Genomic DNA, 19725 nt, shown 5'->3' with positions numbered 1-19725 from the left:
GAATGCTTCCTATGAACGTAATGAGTGACCCCGGCGAACCGGTTTAGTGCCGCCGTTTAAGGCTTTCATCGCATTTGCGCAAGACTTAATTGCAGGCCCCATCGTCGGGGAAGTCCAGGCGGCGGCATGCGATCCGCAACCTTCGATTTTCCTTCGCCGCATAAGCTTCGTCAGTCGATCCGGAAAAACATAAAAGCATTTGCCGGTTCAGACAGTTAGATAGGAACGCTCGGGATAAAATTCCAGATGGCGGCGATCGACGCGACCTGACGGAAATGCCGGCGGCGACAAACAAAAACGCCCTTGCCCGAAGGCAAGAGCGCAAAATCATAAAGCGACGATGACTATCTATGGCCGCGGGTTACATTTCACTCCGGCGACATTGGCTGAGGCCGGCGTCGGATACTCGTCAATCGAGAAGATCGGCAGGCACCTTGCCGCCATTGTCCGCGAGCTTCATCAGAAGCGCCTTGTGGAGGAACATGTTCATCTTGGCGGAATCGCCGGCATCGCCGGTATAGCCGAGCTCCTGCGCCAGCTCCTTGCGTTCGGAGAGGCTCGCATCCATGCCGAGCGCCTTCATCAGATCGACGATCGAGTGCTTCCAATCGAGCTTCTGACCGCTCTTCCTGACGGCGGCATCGAGGATCGAGGCGATATCGACCGGAGCGGCAGGCGCGCTGGTCGCGGGCGATGTTGCTGCCGTGGTCGCCGAAGGAGCCGGCGTTGCAGCAGCCTCCGGATTCGCGGTCGCTGCCGTGGTCTGCGCTGGAGCCGGAGCAGCCTCAGCAGCCTTTGCCTCGCCCCAGATTGCACCCTTGATCTTGTCGAAGATACCCATTTGCGCTCTCCCGTTTCGGTTGCCTGAGCAATATCTATCGCTCGCGCAGATATAAGCAACCCTTCATGTCAAATATGCAATTTGAGACGAGGCAGGTTGAAAAAAAGGGCTCTCCAGCATTTTCCACGCGCTTGACTCTTCCTCAAAACCGGAACATTTTGTGAACAAAATAGGGAAGACGTCATGAGCACCGCTGAGAAATTTATTATCCTGCCGTACCGAAAGAACCGCGGGAACCTTGTTCCAGGCGAGATGCGACAGGCTTCAAGCATCCCATCTGCAGAGAAGATCGCAGCGTCCATGGCAGCTCGATTCGTCGGCGTCGCGGCCTATGCTGTGATGGTCGACGACGAAACTGGCGATATGTCGTCTCCTCGCCTCTTGGCAAAGCACGGCGAGATAGCCGATCTGAACGCCGCCTGAGATCGATCGGCACGGCGGAGCCGTGCCTACCGCAGACAGCCAAACACCTCTACGCGGTGCCTATCGGTAAACTCCAACATGGCACCAAAACTGCCGATGCGACGGGTTGGGGAGAATGTCTGCGATCCTGCACCGCTTTACCCGGCAAAGGCCCCTCGCCGGCATGGCCACGGCAGCCAGTTGGCAAGCAGTTGCCATATACCGCAAACGCCAATACAAACTCGACCGACAACGCCGACCGAAACCAAATATAGCTAGATGATTGAGAGGCTTGGAGCGGGTAGCGGGAATCGAACCCGCGTATTCAGCTTGGAAGGCTGCTGCTCTACCATTGAGCTATACCCGCGGGTGGTCAAGATCCGGCGCGGAATGGTGGAGGGAGTTGGATTTGAACCAACGTAGGCTGAGCCAACGGATTTACAGTCCGTCCCCTTTAACCACTCGGGCATCCCTCCAGTATTCCGACTGGATCTTGCGACCAAGCTTGCTAGACGTTGGCGTCGCCGCCGTCATCTGCGCCGCGTATATGACCGGACGATTTCCGTCTGTCAACACAAGGAATTGGCAAAAATGACGAAAAAATTTCAGGCTGTGGGAAAAGTCTGCGGCCGAAAGAGGACTATGCGCCCGGGAAGGCGCTGGTTATAAAGCCGCATGAGCAAAGACAAAACACCCGGCCGCTCCGGCCCCGATAACACCGCTGGCGACAAGTCCGCCAAGGACACGCACTACGCCACCCTGCGCCGCGCCCATCGCGACGCAAAACGCGAGCGCGGTGAAATTCCGACGCCAGCGCCGCAGAAGCGCAAGCGGGCGGGCGCGGATGATTGGAAGCCGCCGGCGCTGGCGCCCGACCAGGTCTTCCTTTACGGCCTGCATACGGTTCGCGCCGCCCTTAACAATCCCGAGCGCAAGAATATCAAGCTGTCGACGACGCAGAACGCGCTGGTGCGGCTGGAAATAGGCCCGGTCGATTCCCTCGGCGTTCCCGTCGAGATCGTCTCACCTCAGGATATCGACAAGGTGCTGGGGCCGGAAGCGATTCATCAGGGCGTGATGCTGGAAACGCGTCCCCTGCCCGTTCGCCGTCTCGAAGCGCTGAAGGGCAGCCCGCTGCTGCTCGTTCTCGATCAGGTGACGGATCCGCACAATGTCGGCGCAATCATGCGCTCGGCCGTGGCCTTCGATGCCGGCGCGGTGATTACCACGCAGCGCCACAGCCCGACCGAATCGGGTGTGCTGGCGAAATCCGCCTCGGGCGCGCTCGAACTCATCCCCTATATACAGATCACCAATCTCTCAGATGCGCTCAATGAACTGCATCGGCTCGGCTTCACGACGATCGGCCTTGATTCGGAAGGTCCGGCGCCGCTGGAAGGAACGTTCAGCGGCGACAAGATCGCCCTCGTCCTCGGCTCGGAGGGCAAGGGTTTGCGCCAGAAGACCCGGGAGACGGTGAATGCATTGGCGCGGCTCGACATGCCGGGCGCCATCAAATCGCTCAATGTCTCGAACGCAGCTGCGATCGCGCTATATGCGACGCGATCCTATCTCAAATCATAGCGGTGCATTGGCCGCCGCGGCACGTTGGGAGAATTTGCTTTGATCCGTGTTCTCGGTCTCGCGGCGGTTTCTGTCGCCCTCGCTTTTACAGTGGTTCAGCCGGCTCGGGCGGCCGATAGCGAACTCATCCAGGGTCAGGCTGGAACCTGGCTGGTCGCGCCAGAAAGCGGCGCCAAGGGCTGCCGCCTCACCTTCGGAACGAATGCGGTCTCCAGCGGCTACGAAATCACGGGCGCGGACGCGTGCGCAACACCGCTGCCCGCTCTCGCCACGGCCACCATGTGGAATTTCACCGACGACGGTTCGCTTGCCATCGCCGATGCTGCGGGCACGCTGCTCATGCGCTTCCAGCAGGAAGAAGGCTCGCCCTGGCAGAGCGAGGGCGGTAATCCCACATGGCTGTTGCCTGCGCTCGGCGACGTCGATCACGTACCGACTGCCGCAAGCCTTGCGGGCGCATGGCGCATCCAGCGTCCGGATGGCAAGCTCGTCTGCGATATCACCCTGACGACCGACAAGGATCCGGACGGCACCGCCAAAATGTCACCGAATGGCGACTGCGCCAGCGAGATCGGCGACCTCAAGCTTACGCTTTGGGCTGCGGAAGGCTTCGGGCTTGTGATGCTGGGCAGCGACGGCTCCTCGCTTTCCTTCGACATGAAGCCGGACGGCACTTTCCAGAAATCCGAAGAAGAGGAAGGCGAGCCGCTTCTGCTGGTGCGTAAATAGAGCCGACCATGTTCACTGGACTGCAATCGGCTGCTTATGCCACGCCGATTGCTGCCAGGCCGACCTCTCGGTGACCGGGCATCCCTCCTGCAGCTTCGACCATGAGGTGACGTTGAGATTCATCTCGCATTGCGCAAGATAGCTCTTGCCACCCACGGTCATGCATGCGACCTCGCCGACCGCATGCTGTTTTCCATCGGTATTCTTGCAATAGCAGTTCTCGCCGGCCAGCGCCGGCGCGCTTGCGGTCACCGTGATTACGACAAACGGCAAAGCCAACATGGCATGCCTCGACATCGCGCGCATGAGCATATCCTCACTCGCCATTGACGGCAGAAGTGTATGCCTATTTCGCGCATTGTAAATGAGCCCGCATCGAACCGGCGAGCACCTCGCAAGCCCGAGGTGACAGGCGAATTCAGCGAACTAAGGAGGCAAGCTCAGTGAATCGCCGGGTCAGCCTCGTCGAAGAATGACCTGATGCCATCGCGGGCCACCGTCGCCAGGAACTCATCGAAGGCCTCGCGGTCTGTCGCGAAAGGCTCCTCCCATTCGATAAGGTCCTCTTCCGGCGTGATGACTTCCATCCGCCAGTCGGCATTGGTGCCGGCCGGACGAAAGATATCGACCAAAACGGTCACGCCGTCTTCTGTGAACTCACCAGAGAGCTCGGAATGTTCGAGTTTGGGCTTCTTGGGCTTGCTGGTCATGTTTTTCCAGGGACAGGATTATGTTGAGGATCGCTCGGACATCCCGAAGGTGTCCGGCACCCACATATTAGTCTGCCATCGCTCATTTTCCATAGCGAGGAGCATCAAGACGGCGAAGTTCCCGGGAAAAGGTGGTGCCCCCGGCAGGGTTCGAACCCGCGACCCCCTGATTACAAATCAGGTGCTCTACCAACTGAGCTACAAGGGCACATCGGCATGCCAAGTAGCAGATTTTGATCTCGTGTAAAGAGAAAATCCGCCACCTTCTTCAGTATCCCCGCTCAGAAGCCGGACGGGATTTACCAGTCTTTGCAAAACGTCTTGTCGCATAGGGGGAATACCATTACCTAGTATGATCATTAGAAGGGCATTGCATGTCGCGTCATTTTCAATCCGTCTGTTTTGTTGCCTCGCCTGCTCCGGAAGCACAGGCGGCCCAGGAAGAGCTGATTCGCCTCTACGGCCAGACGCCGCAGGAAGAGGCCGATATCGTCGTTGCGCTCGGCGGCGACGGTTTCATGCTCCAGACGCTCCACAAGACGATGAATACCGGCAAGCGCGTCTACGGCATGAATCGTGGCTCCATCGGCTTCCTGATGAACGATTATCGGACGGATGGTCTGGCGGAACGCATCGAAGCCGCTGTCGAGAACGCTTTTCATCCATTGCAGATGACCACACGCAATGCCGATGGCACTACCTGCATTGCACTCGCCATCAACGAAGTGTCGCTGTTTCGCCAGTCCTACCAGACGGCAAAGCTGAAGGTCGAGATTGACGGCCGCGTCCGTCTGCCGGAGCTCATTTGCGATGGCTTGATGGTGACGACACCGGCAGGCTCCACCGCCTATAATCTCTCCGCCCATGGCCCCATCCTGCCGCTCGAGGCGCCGCTGCTTGCCATGACGCCGGTCAGCGCCTTCCGCCCTCGCCGCTGGCGCGGCGCCCTGCTTCCAAACAAGGTAACGGTCGATATCACCGTGCTGGAAGCGGAAAAGCGTCCGGTCAATGCGGCAGCCGACAATACCGAGGTCAAATCGGTTGTCGGCGTCCGCATCACTCAGAGCGAGGATACCACGGCGCGCATCCTTTCCGATCCGGACCGGTCATGGTCGGACAGGATTCTGGCAGAGCAGTTTTCGGATTAAACCTGACACTTGCAATGCTTGCGACGCCAATAAAAAAGCCCCGTCTCCGGGGCTTCTTCTTATTCGATTTATTCGAAATTACTCGACGTCATCGACAACAGCGTCGGCCGCGCCGCTGATGCGATGAGCGAGCGCGGCTTCCATGAACTCGTTGAGATCGCCGTCGAGCACGTCGCCCGGAGCGGTGCTGGCGACGCCTGTGCGCAGATCCTTGACCAGCTGGTAAGGCTGCAGGACGTAGGAGCGGATCTGGTGACCCCAGCCGATATCCGTCTTGGAGGCGGCTTCGGCATTGGCAGCCTCTTCCCGCTTCATCAACTCCGCCTCGTACATGCGGGCGCGCAGCATGTCCCAGGCCTTGGCGCGGTTCTTGTGCTGCGAACGTTCCTGCTGGCACTGCACGACGATACCGGTCGGGATATGCGTGATGCGCACGGCCGAATCGGTCGTGTTGACGTGCTGGCCGCCGGCGCCGGACGATCGGTAGGTATCGATGCGGCAATCGCTTTCGTTGATCTCGATCTGGATCGAGTCGTCGACGACCGGATAGACCCAGATCGACGAGAACGACGTGTGGCGGCGCGCATTGCTGTCATAGGGCGAGATGCGCACCAGGCGGTGCACGCCCGATTCGGTCTTCAGCCAGCCATAGGCATTGTGTCCCTTGACGAGCAGCGTCGCGGACTTGATGCCGGCTTCTTCGCCGTCATGAACTTCCAGCAATTCCACCTTGAAGCGCTGGCGTTCGGCCCAGCGGGTATACATGCGCAAAAGCATGTTCGCCCAGTCCTGGCTCTCGGTGCCGCCGGCGCCGGAGTGGACTTCGAGGTAGGTATCGTTGGAATCGGCCTCGCCCGACAGCATGGCTTCCACCTGCCGGCGTGCCGCCTCGGCCTTCAGGGCCTTCAGGGCTTCCTCGGCGTCGCGCACGACGTCGGCATCGCCCTCTTCCTCACCAAGCTCGATCAGCTCGATATTGTCGGCGAGCTGCTGCTCGAGAGCGCGCACGCCGTTGATACCGTCATCAAGCTGCTGGCGTTCGCGCATCAGCTTCTGCGCCTCGGAAGCATCGTTCCACAAGGTCGGATCCTCCGCCTTGTTGTTCAACCAGTCCAGTCGTCTTACGGCCTGATCCCAGTCAAAGATGCCTCCTCAGCAGGGTGATAGCCTGCTTGGTTTCGTCGACTATTTTCTCGATTTCGGCTCTCATGATCCTGCTTCTTCATCTCGCCGCTCGATGCGAACGGCCATCCAATTCAAAGAGTGCTGGTGACATAGATATACATGCCGCCGGTGTAAAGCCCCGCGGCATGATGATCGATCAAATTGGGATGGACTTAGAAGAGGCCGCCCGATCCCGAGGTGACCGCCTGGTTTGCCTGCGGCGAGGTCCTCAGAATTTCCTCCGGCGCGACCTGTGCAGCGGCCTCGCCGCCACCGATGACCTGCAGGCTCGTGGCCGGGCCGGTGCCGGGCTTGAAGGCCTCCATGATGGCGCCCTGATCGCCCGGCTGCGCCGCCATGCCGGTCGCGCGGTTAACGGCCACCATCGTCATGCCGGCGGGAACCTGGAACTTTTCAGGTGGCTGATCCTTGGTGGCAGCCTGCATGAACTCGTTGAAGACCGGCGCCGCAACGCCGCTACCAGTACCGCCGCGACCAAGCGGGGTCGGCGTATCGTATCCGACGTAGAGGCCAGCGACGAGGCTCGGCGTGTAACCGACGAACCAGGCGTCCTTCTCGTCGTTGGTGGTGCCCGTCTTGCCGGCGACATCGGTGTTGAGCTTGATCTTGCCCGCGGCCGTGCCGCGGATGATGACGCCCTGCATCATCGACGTGACCTGATAGGCCGTCATCGGATCGAGGACCTGCTCGCGGTTGTCGGCGATGACGGGCTCATCCTGATTCTGCCACGCACTGACGTTGCAGCTGTCGCAGACGCGTTCCTCATGCTTGAAGATGGTCTTGCCGTAACGGTCCTGGATGCGGTCGATCAGCGTCGGCTTGATCTGCTTGCCGCCATTGGCCATGACCGAATAGGCCGAAACCATGCGCAGCACCGTCGTCTCGCCAGCGCCGAGCGACATGGCGAGAACCGGGTTCATATGGTCGTAGATGCCGAAGCGTTCTGCATATTCGGCAACCAACGGCATGCCCATGTCGGAGGCGAGACGAACCGTCATCAGATTGCGCGAGTGTTCGATGGCGAAGCGCAGCGTGTGGACGCCACCGCCCTCGCCTTCATAATTGGTCGGCTTCCAGACATCGCCATTGCTGAGCGTGATCTGCAGCGGATCGTCGAGAATGACAGAGGCCGGCGTATAGCCGTTGTCCATCGCAGCAGCGTAGACGAAAGGCTTGAAGGACGAACCCGGCTGACGCTTGGCCTGCGTGGCGCGGTTGAACTCGGATTGCGCATAGGAGAAGCCACCGACCATGGCGAGCACGCGGCCGGTATGCGGATCCATAACGACCAGACCACCCTGCACCTTCGGCGGCTGACGCAGACGATAGCTGCTCGAATCGGCATTGCCTGTCTTCTCCACGAAGACAACGTCACCAGCACTCAGCACGCCGCTTGGAGACTTGGCGACCTTGCTGCTATTGGCCGCGCGGAAAGCCCAGCGCATGTCGGCAGCGGCAATCATGCCGCGCTTGCGGTCCGTCGAGACCTTACCGCCGGCGTCGACCCGCGGCTGCAATCCGATATCGACTTCCTGGTCGGATACAGAAAGGACAACGGCTACCTGCCATTCCGGCACGTCGCTCAGCCCGGGAACCTTGGCGAGCTCTGCACCCCAGTCCTGCGATGTGGCGATCTGCTTGATCGGGCCGCGATAGCCGCGACGCTGGTCATAATCGATCAAACCGTCCTGCAACGCCTTTCGGGCTTGGAGCTGCATCTGCGGATCGAGCGACGTGCGAACGGAAAGACCGCCTTCATAAAGGGTCTTTTCGCCATATTGATCGATCAGCTGCCGGCGGACCTCTTCGGCAAAATAGTCCGAAGCGAAGAGTGACGGACCGCTCTTTGGCGGCACGACGCCAAGCGGCTGCTTCTTTGCCTCTTCGCCATCGCTCTGGCTGACATAGCCATTCTCCACCATGCGGTCGATCACCCAGTTGCGGCGGGTGAGCGCTGCTTCGGCGCGGCGGAAGGGGTTGTAGTTGGCGGGGCCTTTCGGGAGCGACGCCAGATAGGCCGATTGGGCGATGGTCAGTTCGTTGACCGACTTGTCGAAATAGGTGAGCGCCGCGCCGGCGATGCCATAGGAATTGAGGCCGAAGTAAATCTCGTTGAGATAGAGCTCGAGAATCTTGTCCTTGCTATAGGCCTGCTCGATGCGGAAGGACAGAATCGCTTCCTTGATCTTGCGGTCGAAGGTCTGGTCGGCCGAAAGCAGGAAGTTCTTGGCGACCTGCTGCGTGATGGTCGATGCGCCGACGAAGCGGCGGCCGGAACCGATATTCTGAAGGTTCACTGCCACGGCGCGAATGAGGCCGCCGACATCGACGCCGGGGTGATTGTAGAAATTCTTGTCTTCAGCGGAAAGGAAAGCCGCCTTGACGCGATCGGGAATAGCCTGGATCGGCACGAAAAGCCGGTTCTCGCGCGAATATTCCTTCATCAGCGCGCCGTTGCCGGCATGTATGCGCGTCGTCACGGGCGGCGCGTATTTCGCCAGCACCTCGTAGTCCGGAAGTTCCTTGGACACGACACTCAGATAGATCGCCGCAGCCGCAGCCACACCCAGAAACAGGAGGCAGCCTAGCCCAAAGAAATATCCAATCAGTCTGATCATATGATACTACCGGTGCTTGTTCTTCATGCGCCATGTATGCGGGACAACCGCATAACGACGGGCGTTTTGCACGCTCACGGTGTTAATGCAAGACGGCAGTGAGACAAAGCCGCGCGTCACTCGTGAGCGAATGATACTTCGCTGTAAAGGCGGGAATGTGAGCAAAATAGGGCTTGGCTCCTCTATTCCCAACTTCATTCGATTCTAAAGTTCGCCGCTGTTACACGGAAGCCACGGCTGAGCCGCCTAGCCGCCATTCGCGATGACCGAGACGCGGTATTGCTTCACGGCTTCTGTCAGCCGATCGGCCACCTTCTGCCGCCAATCCGCGTCGAGCAGAAGCTTTTCATCTTCCTTGTTGGAGAGAAAGCCGAGTTCGAGCAGGATCGAAGGCACATCCGGTGCCGTCAAGACCTGGAAACCGGCGTGGCGATGCGGATTGTTGATCATGGAAATCTGGCCGTTGAACGAGGACAGCACGTCCTGCGCCAACGAAATGGAGAAGGCCTGCGTCTCGCGGCGGGTCAGATCCATCAGAATGTCGGCGACGGCGGCTGGCTGTGCCTGAGCCTCGGTTCCGGCGATCCGGTCGGAGTCGTTTTCACGGTCGGCCACCTCGCTGGCGAGACGGTCCGAAGCCTTGTCCGAGATCGTATAGACAGTCGCGCCGCGGATATCCTTTTGCTTCAGCGTATCGGCATGCAGCGAGATGAAGAGAGAGGCGTGATTCTGCCGGGCGATCGTCACGCGTTCGGAAAGGGAGAGATACTGATCCTTGTCGCGCGTCAGAAACGCCTTGATACCGGGCTGCGCGTTCAGCTTGCCGGCGAAAATCTTCGCGAAAGCCAGCGTGATATCCTTTTCCTGGGTCGCGCCGTCGGTGCCGGTCGCACCGGCGTCGATGCCGCCGTGACCGGCATCGACCGCCACGAGGAACGTATTCGGATCGGCCTTTTGCGTCGGCTCGACTGGACCGACATCCTTGGTGGTATCGGAGGCCGTCCAGCTCTGCTGCTTCACCAGCGCTGCAAATTGCTCGGCCGGCAGCATTTCGGCGTCGAGCACAAGACGATGCCCCTTGCCGCCCTCATCGGCCTGCGCTTTGGCCATGACCAGTTTCACAGGCTTCTTGGCCGTCAGCACAATGCGGGCGCTGTCGGCGTCCATGGTGCCGTAGCGGATATCCTTGAAGAGACCGGCCGGCTTGAGATTGGCAGCCGGAAAGCCGAATGCGGTTGCCGGAAGATCGACGACGACACGGACGGGATTGTCGAGATAGTGCACCGTGAAGGTCGGCTCGCGATCCATGTCTATGACGATGCGCGTACGGGCATCATCGCCCGCTATGCGCGCGCCATAGGCAAGCAAGGAATCGGCGGCGGAAGCCGGCCCGGATGGCGCAAATGCTACCAGCATCGTCAGGGCGAAGGCCGCCGTCGCAAATCGCAAAGCCTTCACGCCACTCTCCACCGCATGCAGCAATCCCTTTAACAAGTGTCCAACGCGCCCCATATTGGTTTTGACGTTGTTTTTGAAGTCCCAATAACGGGAACCAGGTCTGACGTGATGGGCGCCGGCTGACGATGCGCCTGGGAGAGAATCGCAACACATCCTCCCTCGTCCTCCTCATCCGAGGAATCCATCAATATTATGGCATACTTGGCTTTTCCCTTGCTATTGTGACAGATAAAACATACAACGCATATTAGGGTAGAAGTGTTGACGGGATAGAGTCGTCGCAACGGCAGCCGCCTCGAGTACCAGGCGCCATAAGCGGCATTCATCCGACGTCTGCAGTGCTTCTGCTCCAAACAGTGGATATCTGAATTTCCGGTTTCAAACAGGAAGTTCATCGGTGGAGAGCCACCAAACGCTCTTTAGAGAGCACATTCATCGGACCCAGTTTTGTGGGTCTAAGGCATAGTCGATCTCGCTTGGTTACGGATGTCACCGCAGCAGCTTTTTCAAAAAGTGAACAGACCCCAGGGAAGTAACGCCCCGGCTGTCGTCTGGATGCTGTCATCTCCGAATACGCCATCGCGACTTTCATTATCCGGTGCAGCAACTGCGGAACATATCCGGCTTGTCCCCGTGACAGGCAGGCCCCCTTCCGCTTGCCGGCGCCGAGGAGCACAGCTTTCATGGCAGACAAAATGCTTATCGATGCGTCTCACGAGGAAGAGACGCGCGTCGTTGTCGTTCGCGGGAACCGCATAGAGGAATTTGACTTCGAGTCGCAGCACAAGAAGCAAATTCGCGGCAACATATATCTCGCAAAAGTAACGAGGGTCGAACCTTCGCTTCAGGCGGCTTTCGTCGATTACGGCGGCAACCGGCACGGCTTCCTGGCCTTTGCCGAAATTCACCCAGATTACTACCAGATCCCCCTCGCCGACCGTCAGGCGCTGCTGAAGGCCGAGGCCGAAGAGCATCGCCGCGACGACGATGTCGAGCATGTGGAGACGGCTCTCGACCTTTCGCAGCAGGAACAGCCCGATATCGGCATCGTTCCCAAGGCGGACGACGAAGCAGAAGCGCCCGCAGGGATCGCGCAAGAGGCGATCGCTCCGGAAGCAGCGGCACCTGCCGAGGAAGCGCCCGCGAAGAAGGCGGCCAAGCCGCGCCGCAGCCGCAAGAAGGCGGTAGCAGAAGCTCCCACCGAAGAGACACCCGCCCCAGAGGCGACGGCCACCGTCGATGCGCCGAGCGAAGACGAGGAAGGCTCCTCGGGCTCGATGGCGGCGATGGTCGAAAGCGATTCGATCTCCGAGGATGTCGCAACCTCCAAGCGCCGTCACGATGACGACGATGATGACGATCACGACCATGAAGAGGAAGTGATCGAATCCGTCGGCGCAGAAGACGCGATGGAAGAGGTTCCGGACCGCGTGCAGCGCAAGCCGCGCAAGCAGTACCGTATTCAGGAAGTCATCAAGCGCCGGCAAATCCTGCTGGTGCAGGTGGCCAAGGAAGAGCGCGGCAACAAGGGTGCGGCGCTGACGACCTACCTTTCGCTCGCAGGCCGCTACTCGGTTCTGATGCCGAACACAGCGCGCGGCGGCGGCATATCCCGCAAGATCACCAATCCGCAGGACCGCAAGCGCCTCAAGGAAATCGCCAAGCTGCTCGAAGTGCCGCAAGGCATGGGCGTCATCCTGCGTACCGCCGGCGCCAACCGCACCAAGGTCGAGGTCAAGCGCGATTTCGAATATCTGATGCGCCTGTGGGAAAACGTCCGCACGCTGACGCTCGCTTCGACCGCTCCCTGCCTCGTCTATGAAGAAGGCAGCCTGATCAAGCGCTCGATTCGCGACCTCTACAACAAGGACATCGGCGAGATCATCGTTGCCGGCGAAGAAGGCTATCGTGAAGCGAAAGACTTCATGAAGATGCTGATGCCGAGCCACGCCAAGGTGGTTCAGCCCTATCGCGACATTCACCCGATCTTCTCGCGCTCCGGCATCGAGGCGCAGCTCGATCGCATGCTGCAGCCGCAGGTGACGCTGCGCTCCGGCGGCTACCTGATCATGAACCAGACGGAAGCGCTGGTTTCGATCGACGTCAACTCCGGCCGCTCGACCCGCGAGCATTCGATCGAAGACACCGCGCTTCAGACGAACCTGGAAGCGGCCGAGGAAATCGCGCGCCAGCTCCGCCTGCGCGACCTTGCCGGCCTGATCGTCATCGACTTCATCGACATGGAAGAAAAGCGCAACAACCGCGCTGTCGAGAAGAAGCTGAAGGAATGCCTGAAGAACGATCGCGCCCGCATCCAGGTCGGCCGCATCTCGCATTTCGGCCTCCTGGAAATGTCGCGCCAGCGTATCCGCGCTTCGGTTCTGGAAAGCACGACGCAGATCTGCTCGCATTGCGGCGGAACCGGCCATGTGCGCTCGCAGTCCTCGGTTGCGCTGCACGTGCTGCGCGGCATCGAGGAATATCTGCTCAAGAATACGACGCACGATATCACCGTGCGCACGACGCCGGACATTGCGCTCTATCTCCTTAATCACAAGCGTCAGACGATCATCGACTATGAAAATCGTTTCGGTGTCGCCATCGTCATCGATGCCGACACTGCCGTCGGCACGCAGCATTTCGCGATCGATCGTGGAGAGCCGGTTGCCAATCCGGTGAAGATCGAAAGCCTGTTCAACTTCGCAGCGATCCCTGAAGACGATGACGACGATATCGTCATCGAAGCCGATGAGGAAGAAGACGAAGAGCTGGAGGAAAAGGCTGCAAGCACCGAGCAGCCTGCCGCTCGCTCCGAGAGCAATGAAGGCAACCGCAAGCGCAAGCGTCGCCGCCGCCGTCGCGGCCGTGGCAACGACGCTCAGACCGGCACCGTCTCCGACGACACGTCTGCGGCAGAAGCCGCCGAAGACGGAGAAGAAGGCGACGAGGGTGAAGATGACGCCGGCGCCGATGCCACAGCATCCGCCGATGGCGACGATGCGCAGCAGAAGCGCAAGCGCCGCCGTCGCGGCAAGCGTGGCGGTCGCCGCAACCGTGAAAACGAGGGCAGCGAACAGGAAGCAAGCGGCGAAGAGGAATCCGATGTCGACGAAGCTGCTGAAGCCGCGACCGATGGCGAAGAAGAAGTGGCTGTAGCTGCCGCGGAAATCGCCGTCTCCGAGGGTGAAGCCGCAGTCGAAGGCCAGCCTGCCATGGCAGCCGTGGAGACCGCTGCTGTCGTCACCGAAGATGTGAAGCCCGCCAAGGGTCGCAGCCGCCGGAAGGCGAAAGCTGCCGAAGCCTCGCCGGTCGAGACGCCCGCTGTGGAAGAAGCTCCCGTAGCCGACGCCGAAAAGGAAACCGTGGCCGAGAGCGTGCAAGCGCTGGACAATATCAGCGAGCCTGCAGCGCCCGAAGCTTCGGAAGAAGCAGCCAAGCCGGCACGCGCCAATCGCGAGTCGAATGTTGCCTCCTCCGCACCGGTCGTCACCTCCAACCGCGCCAATGAGGGCGGCGATGGCGATGGTGAGCCGACCAAGCCGAAGAAGGCTGGCTGGTGGCAGCGCCGCGGCTTCTTCTGAGAGCTGTAAATTCAGACAGAATGCTTATGATCCGGCCGTGGCAACACGGCCGGATTTTTATGTCGGCAAACGGTTTGTCTTGACAGGCCGGCGGGCTTTGGAGCCGCGCGACAAAACGAATTCGCGGTCTGCGAAATCACTTTCGCAGATTGATGCAACCCATTGATCGGGGATTCTATTTCAGCCAGGCAGCCATGCGTTCGGTGGCTTCCTCGATCTCGGCGTTCGAGCCGGCATAGGAAATCCGCATCACGCGATGCCCCTCGACCGGGTCGAAATCGAGACCGGGTGTCGCGGCAACGTTGATCTCAGCCAGCATCTTGCGGGCAAAGACCATGCTGTCATTGGTGAAGCGGCTGACATCCACATAGGCGTAAAACGCGCCGTCCATCGGCGAGGCGATCTGGAAGCCGATCTCCGGCAGGCGGCGCATGAGGAAGTCGCGGTTGCGGCCATAGCTCTCCCGATAGACATCGAGTTCGGCGCCGGCACCGAGAGCCGCCTCGGCGGCGATCTGGGAGAGTTCCGGCGCGGAGATGTAAAGGCTCTGGGCGACACGCTCGACCGGGCGCACCAGCCGCTCCGGCAAGACCATCCAGCCGATGCGCCAACCGGTCATGCAATAATATTTCGAGAAGGAATTGATGACGATCGCTTCGTCGGTCAGCTCCAGGGCGCTCGTCTCTTCGCCGACGAAGGTCAGGCCGTGATAGATTTCGTCGGAGATGAAGGCGATCGAACGGTCGGCGCAATAATCCGCGAGTGCCTTAAGCGCCGCCCTGCCCGTCACCGTGCCGGTCGGATTGGCCGGACTTGCCAGCAACACGCCCTTGAGCCGCTTGCCGCGGGCCGCCTGCGCCGCCTCAAGGCTTTCCGGTGTCAAGGTGAATTGCGTCTCCTCCGTCACCGGCACTTCGACGACATCGAGCCCCAACGCGCCAAGAATGTTGCGATAGGCGGGATAGCCAGGGCGAGCGATGGCAACGCTGTCACCGGCATCGAACAGGGTCAGAAAAGCGAGATTGAAGCCCGCCGAGGAGCCGGTGGTGATGGCGATGCGCTTGGGGTCGATCGACAGGCCGTGACGCGTCGTGTAGTGCGCGGAGAGCGCCTGGCGCAGCGCCAGCGTCCCGAGGGCATCCGTATAGCCGATCCGTCCGTGACCGAGGGCAGCGCGCGCCGCCTCAAGGGCTGCCTGGGGCGCCGGATAGGACGGCTGGCCGACGGCCATCGATATCACCGGGTGCCCTGCCTGACGCCGCCGGGTCGCCTCGGCCAGCACATCCATGGCGTGGAAGGGTTCGACATCGCTACGCTTGGATAAGGAAAACAAGATCAACTCTTTCTTGGATCAGATTGCCGAGCGACATTTGCCGCAATATCGAACCGTTCACAATCCTGCGATTGCGGCTTTGTCGTGAAATTTCCTATTTCTGGAAATAGGCATGCGCCGTAAATTGCCCATCCATATTTGCGGATGTTAACCCGACGGTGCTATGCCGCATCCGAGAATGAAGTTTCTGCAGAAATTCAAAACGAGGACCCAATGACCTTTTCTTTCAAAAGCCTGCTGACGGTTTCGACGATTGCCCTCGCAGCGTCCTTCGCGGCAATCCAGCCCGCCGCCGCACTGGACGATCAGCAGAAGAAGGAAATCGGGGAATTCATCAAGGAATACCTCGTCGAGCATCCGGAGGTCCTGCTGGATGCACAGGCAGCACTGGAAAAGAAGCAGGATGCCGCTCGCCTCGCTCAAGCCTCCCAGGTGATCGACCAGAACAAGGATGCCATCTTCAACTCCAAGGATGATGTTGTCATCGGCAATCCGAAGGGCAGCATCACCGTGGTGGAATTCTTCGACTACAACTGCACTTATTGCCGCCACGCGCTCGGCGACATGGACAAGCTGCTGAAGCAGGACAAGGACGTTCGCTTCGTGCTGAAGGAATTCCCGATCCTTGGGGCGGATTCGGTTGCCGCATCGCGGGTTTCCAATGCATTCCGCAAGCTTGCACCCGAAAAATATGCGGAGTTCCATCACAAGCTGCTGGGCAGCGACGGTCGCGCATCGGAAGACAGCGCGATCGAAGTTGCAAGCTCTCTCGGCGTCAACGAAGCGGCCATCCGTACCGAGATGACGAAGAGCCCCAACAACAATATGATCAAGGCAACCTATCAGCTCGCCACCGATCTGAACGTTACCGGCACCCCCGCCTATATCATCGGCAACGAAACCATTTCGGGCGCTATCGGGCTCGAAGCCATCCAGGAGAAGATTGCCAACGTCCGTAGCTGCGGCAAGACCGCCTGCTAAGATCACCACCCGACGTCGCGCTTCATTCGAGGCCTCATCGAAACCCCTTGGATTCCGATGGGGCTCAAAAATGCCAAAATCGCGGCGTTTCCACACCTAGAGACACGCAACCTGCGCTCCGGGGCTTTCCTATATGGTCTCGGGAGTCTATAGGTTGCGCTGCACTTTGACGGAACCACTGATGGCGCAAACTATTTTTGTCCTCAACGGACCCAATTTGAACGCTCTCGGCAAGCGCGAGCCGGGCATCTATGGCGGCAAGACGCTCAAGGATATCGAGGCAGATTGCAAGTCCGTGGGCCAAAGCCTGGGCTTTATCGTCGATTTCCGCCAGAGCAATCACGAAGGCGTGCTGGTCGACTGGATGCACGAGGCAGGCGACAAGGCCGCCGGCGTCGCCATCAACCCCGGTGCCTATGGGCACACGTCGATCGCGTTGCATGACGCAATCCGCGCCATTTCCATTCCCGTCGTGGAGGTGCATATCTCCAACATCCACGCACGCGAAGAATTCCGGCACAAATCGATGATCGCGCCCGCCGCTAAGGGTATGATCTGCGGTTTCGGACCTCATAGCTACATCCTGGCGCTTCATGCGCTGAAATCCATCACCCAATAACAAAAATACAGGGCAAGAAATCCAATGGCTGAAAAGAAATCGGGTATCGACCAGGCGCTGATTCGCGATCTCGCCAACATTCTCAACGAGACGGATCTGACCGAGATCGAAGTCGAGCAGGAAGATATGCGTATCCGCGTGTCGCGTGCCGGCACCATGCAATATGTGCAGGCTCCGATCGCCGCCCCGGCTGCTTTTGCCGCTCCTGCCGCCGCTGCCGCAGCACCGGCTGCTGCTCCCGCAGGCAAAACCCGCAATCCCGACAACGTCGTCAGCGCACCGATGGTCGGAACCGCCTATCTGGCGCCGGCACCAGGCTCGGCCGCCTTCATCCAGGTCGGTTCGGCCGTCAAGGAGGGTCAGACCCTCCTCATCATCGAAGCGATGAAGACGATGAACCAGATCCCCGCGCCGAAGTCCGGCACGGTAACCGAAATCGTCGTTCAGGACGGACGTCCGGTCGAATACGGCGAAGCCCTCGTGGTCATCGAGTAAGCCCATGCCCATGATTTCGAAGATTCTCATAGCCAATCGCGGAGAGATCGCCCTGCGCGTGCTGCGCGCCTGCAAGGAGCTCGGCATTGCGAGCGTTGCGGTGCACTCTACCGCCGACGCGGACGCGATGCACGTGCGGCTTGCGGATGAGAGCGTTTGCATCGGCCCGCCGCAGTCGCGCGAAAGCTATCTCAACATCCACCAGATCGTCGCCGCCTGCGAAATCACCGGCGCCGACGCCGTGCATCCAGGCTACGGTTTCCTTTCGGAAAATGCGAAGTTCGCCGATATTCTCGAGGCGCACGGCATCACCTTCATCGGGCCGACGGCGGAGCATATCCGCATCATGGGCGACAAGATCACCGCCAAGACAACGGCGCAGCAGCTCGGCATTCCGGTCGTTCCCGGCTCCGACGGCGAGGTGAAGACCGAGGCGGATGCGCTGAGGACCGCACGCGAGATCGGCTATCCCGTGCTCATCAAGGCAACCGCCGGCGGCGGCGGCCGCGGCATGAAGGTCGCCCGCACCGAAGAGGACCTGATCGAAGCCTGGACGACGGCTCGCACGGAAGCGGGCGCCGCTTTCGGCAACGAATCCGTCTACATGGAAAAGTATCTCGGCAAGCCGCGTCACATCGAAATCCAGGTGTTCGGCGACGGCGAAGGCAATGCGATCCATCTCGGCGAGCGCGACTGCTCGCTGCAGCGCCGCCACCAGAAGGTCTGGGAAGAGGCAAATTCTCCAGCACTCAACGTCGAGCAGCGCATGAAGATCGGCAAGATCTGCGCCGACGCCATGAAGAAGCTGAAGTATCGCGGCGCCGGCACCATCGAGTTCCTCTATGAAAACGGCGAGTTCTATTTTATCGAAATGAACACCCGCCTGCAGGTGGAGCATCCGGTCACGGAAGCCATTACCGGCATCGACCTTGTGCACGAGCAAATCCGTGTCGCCTCCGGCGGCGGTCTTTCGGTGACGCAGGATGAAGTGCATTTCCATGGCCACGCCATCGAATGCCGCATCAATGCCGAAGACGCACGCACCTTCGTTCCGTCGCCCGGCACGATCACACATTTCCATGCGCCCGGCGGCCTTGGCGTGCGCATCGATTCCGGCGCCTATCAGGGCTATCGGATCCCGCCCTACTACGACAGCTTGATCGGCAAGCTGATCGTGCATGGCCGGACCCGCGTCGAATGCATGATGCGCCTGCGCCGCGCGCTCGACGAATTCGTCGTCGACGGCATCAAGACCACCTTGCCGCTGTTCCAGGATCTGGTTTCCAATCAGGATATCGCCAATGGCGATTACGATATCCATTGGCTGGAAGACTACCTGGCCAAGACCTCGGCCTAGGCCGTGCCAGGAACGCGCAGCAGACATCCCGGCGTTACTCCGGAGATTTTGTTGCGCGCCTATTCCATCGGGCTCTTCCCGATGGCGGAATCGGCCGATGACCCGGAGATCTTCTGGGTCGAGCCGGAATTGCGGGGCATCATCCCGCTGGATACGTTCCACGTATCCAAGAGCCTCGCTAAGAAGATCCGCCAAAATCCCTTCGACATTCGCTTCAATACGGATTTCGAGGGCGTGATCGCGGCCTGCGCCGAGCAGACAAGCGGTCGGCCGAGCACCTGGATCAACCAGACGATCCGTTCGCTTTATCTCACCCTGTACCATATCGGCCATGCGCATTCCGTCGAGGCATGGGAGGGCGACAGACTGGTCGGCGGGCTTTACGGCGTCTCGCTCGGTTCGGCGTTCTTCGGCGAGAGCATGTTCTCCCGCCGCACGGACGCCTCCAAGATTTGCCTCGTCCATCTCGTCGAGCGTCTGCGGCAACGCGGCTTCACTCTGCTCGACACCCAGTTCACCACCGAGCACCTGAAGACATTCGGCGCAATCGACGTGCGGAAGGACGACTATGCGAAACTGCTCGAAAAGGCGATGGAATCGCCCAATCTCAGCTTCTCAAACGGTTGATAATTTCCCGAACTGAATTGATTCCAATGGTAAGTGCCCTAAGTTCGACTCAACAGC

Annotated in this window: 17 protein-coding genes and 3 tRNA genes; 10 read left to right on the top strand and 10 right to left on the bottom strand. The window is 60.0% G+C overall.

Annotated elements, in window-relative coordinates:
* Positions 1-409 precede the first annotated feature (409 nt).
* Complete coding sequence (locus tag RHSP_RS21665) at positions 410-841, bottom strand: DUF3597 domain-containing protein (protein ID WP_004122652.1); 432 nt, start codon at positions 839-841, stop codon at positions 410-412.
* Positions 842-1024: 183 nt separating this feature from the next.
* Here RHSP_RS21665 and RHSP_RS21660 point away from each other — a divergent pair, with 183 nt between their 5' ends.
* A complete protein-coding gene (locus RHSP_RS21660) occupies positions 1025-1264 on the top strand; it encodes a hypothetical protein (RefSeq protein WP_004122649.1) in 240 nt (79 codons plus the stop codon).
* Between the two features lie 272 nt (positions 1265-1536).
* Here RHSP_RS21660 and RHSP_RS21655 read toward each other — a convergent pair.
* Both RHSP_RS21655 and RHSP_RS21650 read right to left on the bottom strand, forming a co-directional pair.
* Positions 1537-1610: transfer RNA gene (locus RHSP_RS21655), tRNA-Gly, on the bottom strand.
* Between the two features lie 24 nt (positions 1611-1634).
* Positions 1635-1719: transfer RNA gene (locus RHSP_RS21650), tRNA-Tyr, on the bottom strand.
* Between the two features lie 199 nt (positions 1720-1918).
* Between RHSP_RS21650 and rlmB the strand changes: the two genes are divergently transcribed.
* Together rlmB and RHSP_RS21640 are read left to right on the top strand one after the other, a co-directional pair.
* On the top strand, positions 1919-2827 hold the full coding sequence (gene rlmB, locus RHSP_RS21645; protein WP_004122646.1) for a 23S rRNA (guanosine(2251)-2'-O)-methyltransferase RlmB: 909 nt from the start codon (positions 1919-1921) through the stop codon (positions 2825-2827).
* Positions 2828-2866: 39 nt separating this feature from the next.
* A complete protein-coding gene (locus RHSP_RS21640; RefSeq protein ID WP_004122642.1) occupies positions 2867-3556 on the top strand; it encodes an AprI/Inh family metalloprotease inhibitor in 690 nt (229 codons plus the stop codon).
* Between the two features lie 12 nt (positions 3557-3568).
* Here RHSP_RS21640 and RHSP_RS21635 read toward each other — a convergent pair whose 3' ends face one another.
* From RHSP_RS21635 to RHSP_RS21625, 3 genes are all read right to left on the bottom strand, one after another.
* Positions 3569-3862 carry a hypothetical protein gene (locus RHSP_RS21635; protein WP_004122640.1) on the bottom strand — a complete coding sequence of 98 codons (294 nt, stop codon included), beginning with the start codon at positions 3860-3862 and terminating at the stop codon, positions 3569-3571.
* A 134-nt stretch (positions 3863-3996) separates the two neighbouring features.
* Positions 3997-4266 (bottom strand): hypothetical protein, encoded by a 270-nt coding sequence (locus tag RHSP_RS21630; protein WP_004122638.1) that lies wholly within the window; start codon positions 4264-4266, stop codon positions 3997-3999.
* A gap of 132 nt (positions 4267-4398) precedes the next feature.
* A tRNA-Thr gene (locus RHSP_RS21625) sits at positions 4399-4474 on the bottom strand.
* 166 nt (positions 4475-4640) lie between these two features.
* Here RHSP_RS21625 and RHSP_RS21620 point away from each other — a divergent pair.
* Positions 4641-5414, top strand: a complete 774-nt coding sequence (locus tag RHSP_RS21620; RefSeq protein ID WP_004122636.1) for an NAD kinase — start codon at positions 4641-4643, stop codon at positions 5412-5414.
* Between the two features lie 78 nt (positions 5415-5492).
* Here RHSP_RS21620 and prfB read toward each other — a convergent pair.
* From prfB to RHSP_RS21605, 3 genes are all read right to left on the bottom strand, one after another.
* Positions 5493-6624, bottom strand: a protein-coding gene (gene prfB, locus RHSP_RS21615; protein ID WP_157385402.1) for a peptide chain release factor 2 whose coding sequence is annotated in 2 segments (ribosomal slippage) — positions 5493-6554 and positions 6556-6624 — 1131 coding nt in all. Because the reading frame shifts where the segments join, the coding sequence is not laid out codon by codon here.
* 127 nt (positions 6625-6751) lie between these two features.
* On the bottom strand, positions 6752-9217 hold the full coding sequence (locus RHSP_RS21610) for a penicillin-binding protein 1A (protein WP_004122632.1): 2466 nt from the start codon (positions 9215-9217) through the stop codon (positions 6752-6754).
* Between the two features lie 246 nt (positions 9218-9463).
* A complete protein-coding gene (locus RHSP_RS21605; RefSeq protein WP_420820100.1) occupies positions 9464-10729 on the bottom strand; it encodes an N-acetylmuramoyl-L-alanine amidase in 1266 nt (421 codons plus the stop codon).
* A 629-nt stretch (positions 10730-11358) separates the two neighbouring features.
* Between RHSP_RS21605 and RHSP_RS21600 the strand changes: the two genes are divergently transcribed.
* Positions 11359-14256, top strand: coding sequence for an Rne/Rng family ribonuclease (locus RHSP_RS21600; protein ID WP_037153603.1), 2898 nt, complete (start codon positions 11359-11361; stop codon positions 14254-14256).
* Positions 14257-14431: 175 nt separating this feature from the next.
* Here the strand turns inward: RHSP_RS21600 and RHSP_RS21595 are convergent, their stop codons facing one another.
* Complete coding sequence (locus RHSP_RS21595) at positions 14432-15589, bottom strand: pyridoxal phosphate-dependent aminotransferase (protein ID WP_004122628.1); 1158 nt, start codon at positions 15587-15589, stop codon at positions 14432-14434.
* Between the two features lie 213 nt (positions 15590-15802).
* On the opposite strand from RHSP_RS21595, the gene RHSP_RS21590 reads away from it, so the two are divergent.
* The 5 genes from RHSP_RS21590 to aat all read left to right on the top strand — a co-directional run bounded on the left by RHSP_RS21590 (position 15803) and on the right by aat (position 19668).
* On the top strand, positions 15803-16570 hold the full coding sequence (locus RHSP_RS21590) for a DsbA family protein (RefSeq protein ID WP_004122626.1): 768 nt from the start codon (positions 15803-15805) through the stop codon (positions 16568-16570).
* A gap of 181 nt (positions 16571-16751) precedes the next feature.
* On the top strand, positions 16752-17189 hold the full coding sequence (aroQ, locus tag RHSP_RS21585) for a type II 3-dehydroquinate dehydratase (protein ID WP_037153600.1): 438 nt from the start codon (positions 16752-16754) through the stop codon (positions 17187-17189).
* 24 nt (positions 17190-17213) lie between these two features.
* Positions 17214-17684, top strand: a complete 471-nt coding sequence (gene accB / locus RHSP_RS21580) for an acetyl-CoA carboxylase biotin carboxyl carrier protein (protein WP_037153598.1) — start codon at positions 17214-17216, stop codon at positions 17682-17684.
* Between the two features lie 4 nt (positions 17685-17688).
* Positions 17689-19041, top strand: a complete 1353-nt coding sequence (gene accC, locus RHSP_RS21575; RefSeq protein WP_200863284.1) for an acetyl-CoA carboxylase biotin carboxylase subunit — start codon at positions 17689-17691, stop codon at positions 19039-19041.
* 3 nt (positions 19042-19044) lie between these two features.
* The gene (aat, locus tag RHSP_RS21570; protein WP_037153595.1) at positions 19045-19668 is read left to right on the top strand and encodes a leucyl/phenylalanyl-tRNA--protein transferase; all 624 of its coding nucleotides are present in this window, start codon (positions 19045-19047) and stop codon (positions 19666-19668) included.
* The last annotated feature ends 57 nt before the right edge of the window (positions 19669-19725 follow it).

The sequence above is a fragment of the Rhizobium freirei PRF 81 genome (assembly GCF_000359745.1).
Classification (GTDB): domain Bacteria; phylum Pseudomonadota; class Alphaproteobacteria; order Rhizobiales; family Rhizobiaceae; genus Rhizobium; species Rhizobium freirei.
The sequence above is the reverse complement of the archived record's forward strand: the minus strand, read 5'-3'. Positions and strand labels throughout refer to the sequence as shown.